This window comes from Bacteroidales bacterium, assembly GCA_013141385.1.
GTDB lineage: Bacteria > Bacteroidota > Bacteroidia > Bacteroidales > Tenuifilaceae > UBA8529.
Map to the genome: position 1 here is coordinate 1 of JABFRB010000053.1, position 15,663 is coordinate 15,663.

The window sequence follows — 15,663 nt, forward strand, 5'->3', positions numbered from 1 at the left end:
ATTCCATTGTAAGCCAAACAAGGGAAATTGTTCGCCCTGGCCGAAAGCATGAAAGAAAAAAACGCCCAAAGAAACTCTACTATATGAATTACAAACCTTTATAGCTTAAGTCAACGACATTGATATATAAGTCAACAGTTCTTTTCAGGATCCTAAAATAAAACTTAGTCCTGCTATGGCAAGTGCAAATAGTCCTTAGTTACTTCTCGAATTGAAAAAATTATGTTCCTTAACTTGCCTGATTTCAAAGGAATCAACACATTGACTATGAGTGTGAAATATTTACACAATAAAAAATAAGTTGGCAATATTTATTTCTTCTTAAATAAATTATCAGAGGATTATTGATGCATTCTAGCCTTGTACACTACACGTTTATATATGTATTAAAACTGCATTTAATACCCAGTTAGCCAAAATTAAATACCATCAAAGGGAAATTTGATTTTTTGAGGGTGTTGTAAATTGGTTTTTTACCCCAATTATTCTATATCATACACAATTAGGCTATCGCAATTTGCGATTATTTATATGCAATATCATTTTATTGCAACGCTAACTACGATTGTAGTTTTTGCTGGTTACGGATGAGCAAAAAAAAGTTTTTCGACCTTCCGTACCCCTACGGAAGGGCAAAATGAATCCATTTCGTACTTCCGTACCTCTTCGAAAGGGCAAAATGAACTCATTTCATACTTCCGTACCCCTACGGAAGGGCAAAACGAATCCATTTCATGCTTCCGTACCCCTACGGAAGGGTAAAATGAACTCATTTCATGTTTCCGTACGCCTTCGGAAGGGCAAAAAGAAAAACTTTCGACCATATAATCCCGAAGGGATTGAAATTGAATAGCCCCGCATGCAATGCGGGGAGAAGAATAAGAAAAAAACCAACCACGGAGTGGTTGAATGTAATTAAAGTAAGTATTTTGGATCATACTCAACTCCATGCTCTTTTAGTAGTTCTGTTAACTCCTCAATGTATGTGGATTTTCTGTGATGCTCTTCCTGATTCTTAACGTATTCTATTAACCTATCCTTATCGCTAAATGAATAGGTAAAGGCTGAATATCCATCCTGCCAACCATTGAAAGATGGGAAGATGTTATGTTTTTTTATGCTATCAGTACTGGCTAGTTTAATGTCTTTAATGAGAGAAGCCAAAGAAATATTTGGATGCAAGTGAGTAATAATGTGTAGATGATCGGACACTCCTCCAATACGATATAAATGGCAGTTCTTGTTCTTTAGAACACCCCAAATATATTTATACAGCTCTTCTCTACCCGTGTTGACAAGGGTGTGTTCACGGTTTTTAGTGCTAAATACTATTTGATAGAGAATTTGTGTGTAGGTACTCATGGGTTTGTTTATTATTCAACTCCCTTCGGGGTTGTGATTGATTGTTTTTATACCACGAGTTTCACTCGTGGCTATTCATATTTAAGCCCTTCGGGCTTTTACTAATTCCAATGCAATTCTTGTTTATGATATATGGGTTTGTAATAACCCTCAGCAATTTTTATTTCTACTTCTGTTAAGGTGTGAAATTGACCTCGTAATTTCAAATATACAAATAATAAGAGATTTTAGCCATATAATCCCGAAGGGATTGAAGTTGAATAGCCCCGTATGCAATACGAGGAGAAGTATGAGGAAGAAAACAACCACGGAGTGGTTGAATGTTATTGGTATTATGAATCCTGCAAAAGTAGGTTTTTTGTTCTTTGAAAATTATGCAGACAAAGCTAGAGGAATAGATGGATAGAGACATAGCCTAAATGCCCAACCAGATCATTTTTATTTTAGTTACTTACAGCATCTGGAGAACGGGAGGGTGTAGTTTATTTCTCTTTTTATTTATTATTTCAATAATTTTTTCTTCAATAAGATATATGGTTCACCAAATAATGGCATTGTAAAAATAAAAGCAAATAAAATCTGAAAGATTTCAATAATTCGACCTATCCAATTTAATGGTTTATAATCCTGATAACTACCAAATAGAGATTTCAATGAATCAATTAGAAATATACCAATTGGTAAACCTCTTTTTACTATAGATTTCTTGTTTTCAGAAAGTATTACTATTTTGTTCTGTTTGTCAGATATATTTGTATTTATAATCATCTTAATTAAATCAGATTGAATACTATCTGATAAGATATTCAATGAATTGAAATAATCTTTGTTAACTTTATTTTGAACTATCTCAATATCATAATTAGAGTAAACTATTTCTAAAACATCATAACCATATGTTTTCCCATTAAACTTAGAAACTATAGAGACTGGAATTGGTGTTGGAGGTGGATCTTTGCATATAAGTCTAAAATATATTTCATTTTCTTCCACCATAAAAAAGTTTCCAGAAATGGACTTCAAAGGACTTGTAATTGCGAAATTGTAGTTTTCATATTTTGGAATAAATTTCTTACTAGGTGTTTTTGTTAATACTTCTTTACATAGTGATTGCTCTTTTTTATAATAACTTATTAATGAGTCAATTTTAAGTATTTCATTTTTTATATGATAATCCTTAATTCTGTCATCAACTATATATGAACTTGGATTATTTAAGTAAAGTCTATATTGAATTAGATTTAAAAGAAATAAGCCACTGATAGCAAATAAAACAATATAATTCAATATAATTTGAGAGTTCTTTCTTCTGTATTGTTTTATTAATTGAAAAGAGCAAAAAAGAAAGATTATAAAAAAAATACTAAGAAATACCCATGCAATACTGTTTGTGAATTTTGGATATAGAAGATAATAATTCTGCTTGAGGTAGTCTATGATTGATACTATTGTCAGAAGAAATAATAGAACTATCAGATATGTCAAAAAGAAATATTCTAATATGTAATCCTTAAGCTTCTTCATAATCATTCGCTTTTCAAAATACTATATCCAAAGAATAATTAAAGTTATACCCAACTTAATAGGATTTTATCTTCTGTTTTCCATAACAAAATTAGCAAAAAACATGAATGCTCAAAATTGGTGATGAGCAATATAGAATGCAGGAAGGAATATTGGAGATAATACCGTTTATACGTATGTCTTTTTGATAATCTTTATCAAATTTAGCCAAATAATATGCCATCAAAGGGGAATTTGATTTTTTGAGTGTGTAGTAAACTAGTATGGTTGACCTTCCAGATTCGTGAGAACTGGAAGCGTCAAGTAGTAATAGGTATATTAAAGACTTTGGTTGGTAATTGCTAAATATTATAACAACGCAAACCCGTTAGACATTGGAATTGTAATATTTTTTTTATCCCTGAATTCAGCTATTCTATTGATTGAATTTTCGCCTTGCACTTGTACTTTTTGGTAGATTTCTTCATAATCATTGAAGAGTTGTAATCCATCGTATTTCTGAACTTTTTTAGTAATAAGTGAGTTTATGGCAGCCCAACTCTTTTTTACTTTTTCTTCCTCATCCACATAGTATGCCCACTTTGAGTCAGTCCAATGGTCTGTTACAAGGATGTTTGGAGCCATGGTTTGTGCATGTTTTATTGCAGCCATAGGATCTTTCATTTCGTGGAGGCAAAACTCAAACATTACAACATCCGCTTTTAAGTTGGTAAGGTAGAAATCCGAATGGATTAGAGTGAATTTACTATCAAGGCTTGATTTTACTAGGTTTTCTTTTAGCCTTTGTAATGCTATTTCATCATTATCAATTGCTATAACATTTTTTGATACACGCCCATATTCAATAAATTGTCCTCCACCTGATCCAACGGTAATAATTGTTTGATTATTAAAATCATAAAATTCCAACAGGTTGGATATCATTTTTTTAATGTCCGTTGCCATAGTGTTAATAAGTTGCTGGTTGCTGGTTGCTAGTTTGGCAATTTACAGTATTTTGTTCTTTTTGCGTTTAATATCAAAGTGAAACTTGTGTCGAACATAATACCTAATTAACGTCAGCTCGATGTAAGGTGTCATCCTGAGCGAAGCGAAGAATCTTCTACATATAGATGCTTCACTCCGTTCAGCATGACAAGAAACAGTATGTTCTAGAAATTTCAACCCTTTTCCTTAATAATGATGAATTGCAAAATGAATCCATTGTCATCCTGAGCGGAGCGAAGGATCTTCTAAATATAGATGGTTGCTTTCAGCGAATCCTTCGGATTTCACTTCGTTCAGCATGACAAAGCAACAATCTAATGGTGAACTGAGAATCAGTATATTATGTTTACATCGAATTCACGTTAATTAATAAGAAATCAGCAACTAGTACCTAGCAACTTGCTTTTTTACTTAACCTCAACCTTTTTAATAAATGCATCCTTATATCCCGATTCAACTATGCTGATTAAAGTACTCTTGGCATCCTTTGGGCTGGAGAAATTACCTACATAGTACCTGAATATACCATCACTGCCCTTTGATTCAGTAACTCCAGATATATTTTTGAAGGTTGATAGGTCAACTGGTGCTTTGTGCGACATCAGCTGAATGGTAAACATTGCATCTTTCTTATCAATTCGTACAAAAGCTTTTTCGTAACCAAGTTCTTTTATCTTTTTCAGGGTTGTCATGGCCTCTTCCATCGATTCGGTTGAACCAACGGAGTAGCGATAGAATCCTTCGGGCGATTGTGTTATTTCAATGTTTTGGACGTTTTTGAAGTAATCAGCACCAACATCGGTTTTAAGTGCCATTATTTGAACTGCATAAGTTGATATTTTTACGGATGAATTGGATGTGTTGGTGTTTTCAATTTTGATAATTGGTTTATCCTTCTTAACCTCTCTGGGTTTTTCGATGGTTGTTTTTGTTTCTTTTTTGGTGTTATCAGCAAGTATTTCGGTTTTTGGCTTTTCGATTATTACGGAATCTTTTTTAGGTAAAACTTCAGCAACAAGTTTAGGTGCAACTACAGGAATGGGTTGCAGCTTTGCATCAAAATTGAAATCTTTGTTGGTGTAATCTTCTGGGATGCTTATGTCTTGGGTGAAAGGAAGATATTTGCTGTTTTTTACAAATACTTTGTAGCTACCAACCCCAACTTTATAGGTGAAATTATTATTATTTGGCTCTGGTCTTGCAATAGTGTCATTTTTATCGATATCCAAAATACTTACTTGGTATGGTGAACTGTTAGCATCCGCTAAAATCTTCCCATTTAAGTTAGTATATCGGCTAATATCTAAATGGTAAATATCCCTTTTACCAAAACCGTCCTTAGTGTAAAAGGACAATAATCCTTCCTTCCATCCCTTTATTGGGAAGTAGAATAGGTTATTATCACTATTATTTACAGGATATCCTAGGTTTACAACTTTTGGTGTACCCTCAAGATTAACATAGAAAATATCGAAACCGCCCATTCCCTCGTGTCCTTCGGAGCTAAAAAAAAGGTACTTTTCATCGGGAGATAGGAAAGGGGTTGCCTCATTGAATTTGGTGTTTATTTCAGTGCCTAAATTTACAGGTTCACCCCAAACGCCCTTTTCATTAACAACTGATTTGTAAATATCAAAACCTCCCAAACCACCCTTTCGGTCGCTAATGAAGTAAATGGTGTTGCCATCCTTTGTTAAACAAGCATGGGTTTCGTTGGACTTTGAATTTATAGGTTTTTCAAATTTTAGTGGTTTGATCCACTTATTTTTTTCGATTGTTGTAACATACAAATCCAGATTTTTAGGATCATCCAAATAAAGATATAGGTCTTTCCCATCGTAGGAGAGAAAGCATGTTACAAAGTATTTATCGCCAAGTTGAGTGGTGATTTTTTTGGGTGCAGCCCATTTGCCATTAACTTTGTTTGCAACAAAAATATCATTACCTGTTTTGGTTACATTAGAGTATGCCAATGTACTACCATCGCCAGAAATAACTGCATTGGTGTTTGGAAGTTCATTATTTATTAAGTTTCCGAGGTTTACTGCTTTAACGCTAAGTGAGTCTGTAATAAAATTATTTGCGTTGGAGCAGCATGCTATATTTTGATCAACAATATCAATTAGTTTATCGCCAGGTTTTAAATATTCCTTGTATTTTTTGTAGGCTTCTATTGCTTCGTCGTATCTGCGTTCTATTCTTAATGCTTCGGCAAGTAAATATAAGGTTTCGGTAGGTGCATTCATTTCTTTGAATGAATTTGCATCATAACTTTTAGATATTTTCTGTGAGGCTTCTTCAAAGTAGCTGATTGCCTCACTTTTTTTATCATCGGAATTTAAGAAACAGTAGCCGATTTTAAATTTAAAACTTGCACTCTCAGGTATTAATCTCAATGCTTTTTTAAAGGTTTCGGCTGCTTTATTGAACTGATTATCGGCCATTTGATATTCAGCATCTCTTTCGTAAATAAATATTTTATTCCAGTCTTGGGAATAAATAAGTTTGCTTCCCAGCAGGAAACAAATAGTTAGTATAAATCTGAATTTATACATCCTTTTAGTTTTTAAATAGTTATATACGAAATTTGAAACGATTATATTTCTTTTGCTAAGTTATGGAAAAACGACTTACAAGGAAAAAATAGTTGGTGAAAAGTAGGATGATAAACATCAATGATATTATATCGATGATTAATTCAAGAATGGTTTCGGCTTAATTCATTTTTATGATGTTGATAAATATCACGAAAATTAAAATGATGGGCAGTCCTTGGATAAATTGATACTTTACTATTATCAATTATTTTTAGATCAGAGGTTTTTGGAAAATCCTATATTTCTTATAAACTACTCCTCCCATTTTTTCCATCTCTGCTCGCATTTTTAGATTATTTTCAAGTTCAAGATGGCTATCAATATATTTTAAACCTGCTTTTTGAGCCTCTTCAAGCATTCTTACTCCCATAATGGTGTCAATTCCTTTGTTGCGATAATGCTCCTTAATGGCGCCTAAGAGAAGGTTTAGCTGTTGTGTTTGTTTTTGTGCTTTAAAGATATGAAAGATGCCGAATGGAAGGATATGCCCTTTGCATTTCCGAATTCCTTCAGAAATATCGGGCATAGCTAGTATAAAAGCTACAACACTATTGCTTTCGTTAACAACTACTTTTATAAACCGAGGATCGAGAACGGGCAGATACCGTGTTGCAAACTCATTCATCTCTTGTTCATCGAGTGGTGCAAAACCATATATATCTTTAAAAGACTCATTTACTAGACTCAGCACAGGTTTAACGTAAGGTTTTATCTGCTTTTGGCAAGCAAAGTTGATAACAGTTAATCCTTTATTATTTCTTTGTGCTCTCTCGAGTATTCGGGAATAAAAATCGGGAATGCGATCAGGTACCATTACTTTATATACAACAAGATCAACCTCTTTCTCAAAACCTGCCTGCTCAACAAATTCGGTTAAATATTTAAAATTGCAATTGGATGCAATTACATTGGGTTGATCATACCCTTCGACCAATAATCCTTGGGGGTCTTTATCAGAAAAACCAAGAGGACCAACTAACTTAACGGTACCTTTTTCTTTTGCCCATTTCTCTACACTTTCGAGGAGGGCTTTTGCTACTTCGTAGCTATTATATGTTTCAAGGAAGCAAAACCTAGTGTTATTCTCATTCTGCGCTTGATTGTATTTATGATTGATAATTCCCATAATCCTACCAACAACCTCTCCATTTTGACTTGCAAGCAGGAGAGTGGTGTCGCAGTAGTTGAATGTTTTATTCTTTTTAGGATTGAAGAATTTCCACTCATCTAGGTAAATAGGGGGCGTCCAGTTAGAATGATTTTTATGAATTTTTGCGGGGAGATGGATAAATTTTCGGAGATCGCTTCTTGTTTTAACAGCATAAACTTTAATATCCATAAAAGAATGTGTTTAATTTCAATCCTAAAAGTTTAGAATCGAAATATAAGATTTTTATTAGTTCTACTTTGACAGATTTGAAAAAAACACGAAAAATCAACCTAATTTACCCCTATCCCTAAAGGGTGTAGGTTGATTTTTCTGCTTTCTCCCTTTAGGGTAAGGGGTAAAAAAGAAGAACCGAAGTGAAACGAGTTCGACGAAGTCAAAAATCAGGTGTAACCCTAATCTGCCAAAGTAGAATTAGGTAGGTTTGTAAAACCTATAAATTCAGAAATTCTATGATTAGGAGAGTTTTTCAATTTATTCAATAACTATAACTTTTCTTTCCCTCATATTATAACGTTCTCCTGCTTTAAGTAGATAGAACTCTCGACTGTTTTTAGGTAGAACTTTTTGTTCATATCTTTTCTTTGCCCAATCGGCTTTATCTCTAATTTCAGAAAAAAAAGTTCCATCATAAACAGCAACATAGTGCTGACCAATAACTTCGAATTCATTGCCTGTAACTACAATTGCTGTGTTTTCATCGAGCCCAATTCCTAGTAAATTAGGGTGTTTATCAAGTATCTCGAAAATATCGAACTGACGATTGAGTGCAAGTAAATGTTGATCAATTGCAATATTCTTAACAAAACCAAACCCTTCCTGATGATCACCTATTAGGATGGTGTTGGTTTTTGTATCGCCTCTAACTAGGAAAGATCCTTGAATTGTTGCTCCTGCTGAACTGCCGCCAATTACTCCACCTCTATCAAGCAACTTGAAGAATTCCTCAAAGGCCTTAGTCTTGGCATAAGCATCAACCAATCGCCATTGTCTTCCACCCGTAAACCATAGGCCTTTGGCTTGTTTAATTGGGGTAATGAATGAATCGGTGTTTGCTATTTGTGGATTGCGTGTATGTAAAATGGTTATTTTTTTAAAACCAATAGTTTCAAATGGTCTTTTTATAGTTGGGTTAAAATCGGGTTTGGCTAAAAGTTCATCTTCGGATGCGGTTACAACTATTACAATTGGAGAATCAACACCGCCTGATAAATCCAGAAATTTTTGATATATTTTTTGGTCGGTAAGATTTCCACCAACAATAATAAGAGAGCCTTTTTGTGGTCCTGTTGTATAGGTCGTACTAGTTTCTGTTTTATTACAGCTGCTTAGAACTATTATTAAAAACAGGGAGATTAGTTTTCGCATGATAATAGGATTAGAATCCAAAATTATCAATTATTATGTCAAAAAGGTATTATTGAACTAAAGTTTAAGACTGATATTGTATTATATCAATTGGCATTACCAAATTAAAAGTTGTAAACTCCTTTGGACTATTTGCAACTTCAATTTGATATTACGTACAAAAAAAGTACTGTGAATCAATGAATTATGAAATTGAAATCAGTAATTAGTGTAATTGTAAGTAAACTTTAACAGACGGGTTAACCCGTCTGTTATACACCTAGATATTATTACATTATAATACCAATAACACTAGTAGTTGAGTATAATTACAAGAACTTAAGTTTAACTTCTTTCAGAAATTTTTCTCGTAGAATCTGAGCCATACGCTTAACAACTGTCCGCCGAATTTCAAGTTCAACAGGTAGGCTAGGATCTTGATGTGCGATATTTATGCAGGTGCCAATTACAAAATTAATTTCATCGCTTTCGAGTATTAGTTTTACCATTTGATCCGATGGACCATTACCTAAACTTGATGTTTCATTGAATCTATTCAGAATTTCAGTTGCTTTACTTAGGGTGAGAATTCCTTCGGTAACTAAATCTGCACCTTCCATCTGGCTTACGGGGGGTAAATCGGGATCGGTAAACTCAAAACTGTCTGTTATATCGAGTTTAAGCTCACGGGCAATAATATCAACTGTTGTGGCTCCGCTGATTATGCGTTTCCCCTGAAAGTCGGAGAAAATCTTTGCAAGTTTAACATCGTTATCTTTTTCATAGGGAGGCCCAGTGCAAATAAGAAGTTTGCGAGGTTCGCGAAAATATATTGTTGCACAGCTTGCATCATCTTTTGGGTGATAACCATCATTAACATAGGCCATGTTCACAACTTTGGTGCTCAGCTTACGAGCTGAGATATCATGCTCATTTTTTACTATACGAGCTACAAACTCGCGGGCTTCGTCGCCCCAACCAAATGGATGATCTGGACCACCCATGCCCGATTGGGTAATACCATCGCTCCAAAGAGTAATTCTATCCTCCTTTTGGGGTGTGAATGTGCAATATTTTAGCTCTTTGCCAGCATTTTTATCGCTTTTAAGTATAACGCATTGCCATTGCATTTCCATTTTCTGCGTGCCACGCATAATCATACATTCTGGATTATCATACTCAAGTATTTGAGTTTCTCCATTATGTTCAATGTCTACAATTGTGAAGGTTGAATAGCTCATCTTGCGTTCGGAGCAAACGGGAAGGGTATTCATAATTATTTCGGCAATGGTGTTGATATCCTTATGCTCCTTGGTGAAATTAAGCGCAAGGGTAGAGGTGAGGGTGGCTAATACATTAGCCTTAACACCATGTCCCATACCATCCGATAGTACAACGATGGTTCTTTCCTCCCCTTGTACCCTCTGAGAGTAAAATACATCTCCGCAGATACGCTCTCCATCGTAATTCTTTTGCTGGCAGTTAACCTCTATGAAAAAGTTATTGGACATGGGGATGATTGATGTTATTGTTTATATGTAATAAATTCAAGTTACTTGTTACTAGTTGCTGATTTCTAATTATTTATTTGATAAATCGATCACTGTAAACCTTAACCTGTTTGAAATCGAATAAAATACATGAAGGATAAGATATTGTGAACAAACTAGCATCTTGTACCCAGTAACTAGCATCTTAAGTTAATTATTTGATAATCAATGTTAAATTTTTCACTTTTCACTTTTCGTTTTCTTATCACCTTCCTTGTATGCCTGAATAATTGAATTAAGCATCTGTTCTGTTTCTGATGCACCTTCGCCGAGTAAAAATCCAATCTTTTGAACCATGGCTAAGTTTTTATCAATTACATCGGTAACACGCTTTAAAACCTCTTCTTTTTGAACTTCAGGAGCGTAAAGATCACGGATGACTGCACCAACAATACTGCTCTTCTTAATGGTAAAAACTGATATGTTTAAAAGACTTTCCTTGTAGTGAATATCACGGTTTAAGATATCATCGTTATTCTGAATTACGTATGAAAACAAACTGTGTATGTTGTATGGAATTAGTGTTTTCAGATCTGCTCCTACGAGACCTGGTATTATCTCGTTGATTTCCAGAGCATCATCACCCAGAAGATCTATGAAACTTTGGTTGCTTTGAACAATCTTCATCTTTTTGTCGATGATAACCACTGCCGAAGGCAATTTTTTAAGCATTGTGGTAATTGTATCGGAGGCTTCTCGGGCGGCATCCTGTTCTGTGCGAGCCTTTTTTTCCGATTCCTTTAGCGCATCTTGAGTTTTTGCAAGTTTCTCGTTCGTGGCACGAAGGGTCTTAATATACTCCTGGCGGTTCTTTAGTGTATAATTCAGGCACATATCAGTATTTGCTAATCCTGATGCAACTGCAACTGCAAAATCTCGACACGATGGATAACCACAAGCTTCACAACCAGAATCTTTCTCAATGAATTCTTTGTCGATTACCTTGAGCACCTCCTCTACCTTTTCCTCGGGTGGGTCGGATAATCTTTGATCATCAATTGTAAAGGTTCTTGAGAAGTCAAGTTTTTCAAGTTTTTCAATATGCTTTTCCCATGTTTTGCGGTTAAAAGTCTTTAGCCGCTTGTTAGCGTAGTTTACAACCATGGTACGACGGATAAACTTTTTACCACCTTTTGAAGTACCTGGTCCCATAATACATCCTTCGCAGTAGAACAGATTCAAATGTCGACCAATTATTTCAGCGCCGGATTCGAATTGTTGAACTGCCTGAAGCAGATTATCCCTACCATTTACACTAATAACAACACCAGTTAGTAGTTCTTCGCTAATATCTACGGCTTGAAGTACTCCTCTGCTTACTGGGTAAAGAGATCCTTTGTAACCTATAGGTTCATCAAATTCCGAATATTCAAAAGTGCTTTCCTTGATGTTAAATTCATCGAATAACTCTCGAAGTTCAACGAACGAAAGGACAGAGTCTATCTTTCCATCACCCTCCTCATACATTTTAATCTCCTCTTTGTTCTGGATACAAGGACTGATAAGCACAACCTTAACATCGTCACCATATGTTTTATGTACGGCTTTTGCCGTAGCAACCATAGGAGATATAATTGGAGCAAGATTATTTACTAAATCGGGGTGATACTTTTCAACTAAAGAAACAACCACAGGGCAAGTGGTTGTGAGGAAGTATTTACCTTTAAAATTATCGAAAAGTTTCTTGTACTCACGAGCAATAAGATCGACCCCGAAGGTTACCTCGCAAACATAAGTAAACCCTAGCGATTTTATCATTTCAACAAATTTGCGATAATCAGTAATATCAGCAAATTCACCCGAAATGCTAGGTGCGCAGATTGCTGCAACCTTTGCTCCAGAGTTTAACAATGATTTTACCTCATCTTTGGATGAGTAATACTGTACGGCATTTACAGGACAGATATTTAGGCAACTTCCACAACCTATGCATCTCTCAGGCACAATTTTGGCATAATTTTGTCCACCTTTTACCTCTATTGCCTTTACTGGGCACACCCTAACACAGGCATAGCAGTTAATGCAGCTCTCCTTATTTATTTCGAATAATTGCGACATTTAATGACCAAATTAGGGTGATTACTATTTCTTAAACTTGTTATTTAGGATATCGATAATACTTAATTCTGTAACACCAGTGTATATTTCATCATCAATCTTAACAACCGGCCCTTCAGCACACTTCCCAAAACAATGACCTCCATGAAAGAAAACTTTTTCAATAAGGTTGTTGTCCTTTAGATATTTATCGATTACTTTTAGTGTAGTTTTATTGCCTCGAGCAAAACATGAACTTCCAAGACAAATCACTACTTCGATTTTATTATTCATTCAATTTCTTTTGTTAATCTTCTAACAAACAAAGTTATGAAATATAAATCAATTAGCTATAATATAGGATTATTGATTATAGCCTTCTGTAGGCCTTTAAATATCTAGGCTTTAGAGGATATGATTTATAACACGTTCTGATAATTCTACAAAGTTACTAAAATGTTGGGGATTAGCATTTGTTTTACTAAATTGTTCCCTTAATATTATCATAAAAAGTCATTTAAAAAATTGATAAACAATGGAATAACTACTGTTATTAAATAAACACTAAAAAATAACAATAAGGTTTATGTTCTGATATTGATATATTTAACGTTTTTTTACCGATTAAATTTAAAAAACATTTAATGGAAGATACAATTAATTTACTATTAGAGAAATATAGTCACTCACGTAGGGATAGTTTAATTCCCATTCTCCAAGAAATACAGGAGGAGTTGGGATACCTTTCGGAACAAGCCATAGTACAAGTGGGAAATCATCTTAATATACCAACAAGTAAAATCTATGGTCTAGCAACTTTTTATAACCAATTTAGATTTGAACCTAAAGGGAAATACCACATTCAGGTTTGTCATGGTACTGCATGTCATATATTTGGTGCAGTTAAAATTATCGATATCATTGAAAAAAAGTTAAAAGTTAAAGCAGGGCATACAACCCGTAATGGTAAATTTAGTTTAGAGATTGTTCAGTGCATTGGTGCCTGTGCGCAAGCACCTGTAATTTCTGTTAATGGTGAGTATCATAGTAATCTCTCCGAAACTCATCTAGGGCAATTACTTGTTGATCTGAACGGAGAATAAAATTTATTGAAATATTGATAAAAATAATATGGATAACCTCATTAATCCAAACGATACAAAATTTTTCCTAGAGCATGTATTAATCAACGATCCTTTAGGTTATTCTAAGGATGTTAAAAATAAACTTGATTTTTTTCGTCGTAATAGAATTTCTAAACCAGTCATATATCTTGGTATTACAAGTTCATCAATTTGTGCAGGTGTACTTGATGTTCGAATTGCAATTGAATCATATGTTTCTGAGAAGAACTTAGACATTGATTTGGTCGTTGTTGGTAGTATAGGATTATGTTCAGATGAACCTTTGGTTGATGTACAACTTCCAGGAAAAAATAGGATTATTTTCCGCAAGGTTACTCCAAATGATATCCCAACAATACTGGATGGGGTTTTGAATAAGTTTGTACCATCGGAACTAGTTTTGGGACAGTATCGACATGAGTTATATGAGCCATGGCAGGGAATTCCCTTTATTGATGATTTGGAATATTTTAAGGGACAAAATCGTGTTGTATTAGCAAATTGCGGGAGAATTGATCCCAATAGTATTATCGATTACATGGCTTTTGGAGGATATCGTGCCCTGTCGAAAGCTCTTCGTAATCATACATACGAAGAAATATGCTCCATGATTGAGCAGAGTGGCTTAAGAGGTCGTGGTGGCGGAGGATATCCAACAGGAACAAAGTGGAGAAAGGCATTGCAGGTTTCAACCGATCAGCGCTATATGATTTGTAATGCCGATGAAAGCGATCCTGGTGCATTTGTTTATCGGTTACTGATGGAGAGTGATCCACATAGAATAATTGAAGGGTTGATTATTAGTGCATACGCAGTGGGAGCAAGCAAAGCAATTATATATACCCGAAATAGCAATATTTTAACCGTTGAAAGGCTTGAATTAGCAATTAAGCAAGCTTACGAGGTTGGTTTATTGGGTTATAATATACTTGATAGCGGATTTAATATTGAAATGTCTGTTCGCAAAGGCCCAGGCGCTTATGTTTGCGGGGAGGAGACTGCTTTAATAAAAAGTATTGAGGGGAAACGGGGAATGCCAACCGTAAAACCGCCATATCCAACAGAGCAAGGTCTTTTTGGAAGACCCACTGTTGTAAATAATGTTGAAACCGTTGCAAATGTTTCAAGCATTATCCTTAATGGGGTAGATTGGTATACTTCAATTGGAACAGAAAAATCAAAGGGTACAAAGTTGTTTTCTATTTCTGGTAAAGTTTCAAATACATGCTTTGTTGAGGTATCGATGGGTACGTCACTATCAAAAATTATTGATATTACTGGTGGCACATTAAATAGTAAAAAGTTAAAAGCTATTCATATTGGTGGCCCATCAGGGTTTAGCGTACTACCTGAAGAGTTGGATATCCAGATCGACTTTGATAAAATGAAAGAGGCTGGAATTGCAATGGGGTCTGGAGGTATACAGGTTATCGATGATTCGGTTTGTATGATTGACCTAGTTAAGTATTTCATGTATTTTATTCAAAAAGAGAGTTGTGGTAAATGTATTCCTTGCCGTGAAGGTTCACGTAGGATGCTAGAAATTTTACAAAATATCACCCGACGACCAGTTAGCGAGAATGGACAAAACACTCTCGAACGTTTCAAAGGGGTAATACACCTCGAAAGTCTTGCTGAAGTGATGCGTGATACTTCGCTCTGTGGGCTTGGACAAAACGCTTCAAATCCAGTACTCCGCTCATTAAAACTTTTTCGCGAGGAGTACGAGGAGCACATTTTTGATCGTAAATGTAAAGCAGGTGTTTGTCGTGATTTGCGTACATTCTATATTGATATTGAAAAGTGTACTGGTTGTACAGCATGTGCAAAGAAATGCCCAACTAATGCTATTATAGGAACACCCCGCTCACCTTACTTTGTTGTTGAGGATAAGTGTATTGGGTGCGGTATTTGTGAAGAAGTATGCAAATTTTCAGCAGTTTACTTTAAGTAGTAAGAATGAGTTA

General features: G+C 34.8%; 12 protein-coding genes. 3 read left to right on the top strand and 9 right to left on the bottom strand.

The features are described from left to right. Window positions 1-637: 637 nt before the first annotated feature. Entirely contained in the window at window positions 638-853 is a 216-nt protein-coding gene (locus HOO91_21540) for a hypothetical protein (GenBank protein NOU20147.1), read from the top strand. Window positions 854-915: 62 nt separating this feature from the next. Here HOO91_21540 and tnpA read toward each other — a convergent pair whose 3' ends face one another. The 9 genes from tnpA to HOO91_21585 all read right to left on the bottom strand — a co-directional run bounded on the left by tnpA (window position 916) and on the right by HOO91_21585 (window position 12,866). Next, the gene (tnpA, locus tag HOO91_21545) at window positions 916-1,362 is read right to left on the bottom strand and encodes an IS200/IS605 family transposase (GenBank protein ID NOU20148.1); all 447 of its coding nucleotides are present in this window, start codon (window positions 1,360-1,362) and stop codon (window positions 916-918) included. A 501-nt stretch (window positions 1,363-1,863) separates the two neighbouring features. After that, window positions 1,864-2,649, bottom strand: coding sequence for a hypothetical protein (locus tag HOO91_21550; protein ID NOU20149.1), 786 nt, complete (start codon window positions 2,647-2,649; stop codon window positions 1,864-1,866). A gap of 585 nt (window positions 2,650-3,234) precedes the next feature. Beyond that, window positions 3,235-3,831 carry a methyltransferase domain-containing protein gene (locus HOO91_21555; protein ID NOU20150.1) on the bottom strand — a complete coding sequence of 199 codons (597 nt, stop codon included), beginning with the start codon at window positions 3,829-3,831 and terminating at the stop codon, window positions 3,235-3,237. 449 nt (window positions 3,832-4,280) lie between these two features. After that, window positions 4,281-6,428 carry a hypothetical protein gene (locus tag HOO91_21560; GenBank protein NOU20151.1) on the bottom strand — a complete coding sequence of 716 codons (2,148 nt, stop codon included), beginning with the start codon at window positions 6,426-6,428 and terminating at the stop codon, window positions 4,281-4,283. Between the two features lie 253 nt (window positions 6,429-6,681). Continuing rightward, window positions 6,682-7,809 carry a hypothetical protein gene (locus tag HOO91_21565; GenBank protein NOU20152.1) on the bottom strand — a complete coding sequence of 376 codons (1,128 nt, stop codon included), beginning with the start codon at window positions 7,807-7,809 and terminating at the stop codon, window positions 6,682-6,684. Window positions 7,810-8,112: 303 nt separating this feature from the next. Beyond that, window positions 8,113-9,006, bottom strand: a complete 894-nt coding sequence (locus tag HOO91_21570; GenBank protein ID NOU20153.1) for a cyanophycinase — start codon at window positions 9,004-9,006, stop codon at window positions 8,113-8,115. Between the two features lie 308 nt (window positions 9,007-9,314). Beyond that, complete coding sequence (locus tag HOO91_21575; GenBank protein NOU20154.1) at window positions 9,315-10,496, bottom strand: SpoIIE family protein phosphatase; 1,182 nt, start codon at window positions 10,494-10,496, stop codon at window positions 9,315-9,317. A gap of 219 nt (window positions 10,497-10,715) precedes the next feature. Beyond that, a complete protein-coding gene (locus HOO91_21580) occupies window positions 10,716-12,593 on the bottom strand; it encodes a 4Fe-4S binding protein (protein ID NOU20155.1) in 1,878 nt (625 codons plus the stop codon). A gap of 24 nt (window positions 12,594-12,617) precedes the next feature. After that, complete coding sequence (locus tag HOO91_21585) at window positions 12,618-12,866, bottom strand: (2Fe-2S) ferredoxin domain-containing protein (protein ID NOU20156.1); 249 nt, start codon at window positions 12,864-12,866, stop codon at window positions 12,618-12,620. A gap of 350 nt (window positions 12,867-13,216) precedes the next feature. Here HOO91_21585 and nuoE point away from each other — a divergent pair, with 350 nt between their 5' ends. Then, on the top strand, window positions 13,217-13,675 hold the full coding sequence (nuoE, locus tag HOO91_21590; protein ID NOU20157.1) for an NADH-quinone oxidoreductase subunit NuoE: 459 nt from the start codon (window positions 13,217-13,219) through the stop codon (window positions 13,673-13,675). Window positions 13,676-13,703: 28 nt separating this feature from the next. Further along, the gene (locus tag HOO91_21595) at window positions 13,704-15,650 is read left to right on the top strand and encodes a 4Fe-4S binding protein (protein NOU20158.1); all 1,947 of its coding nucleotides are present in this window, start codon (window positions 13,704-13,706) and stop codon (window positions 15,648-15,650) included. Window positions 15,651-15,663: the final 13 nt, after the last annotated feature.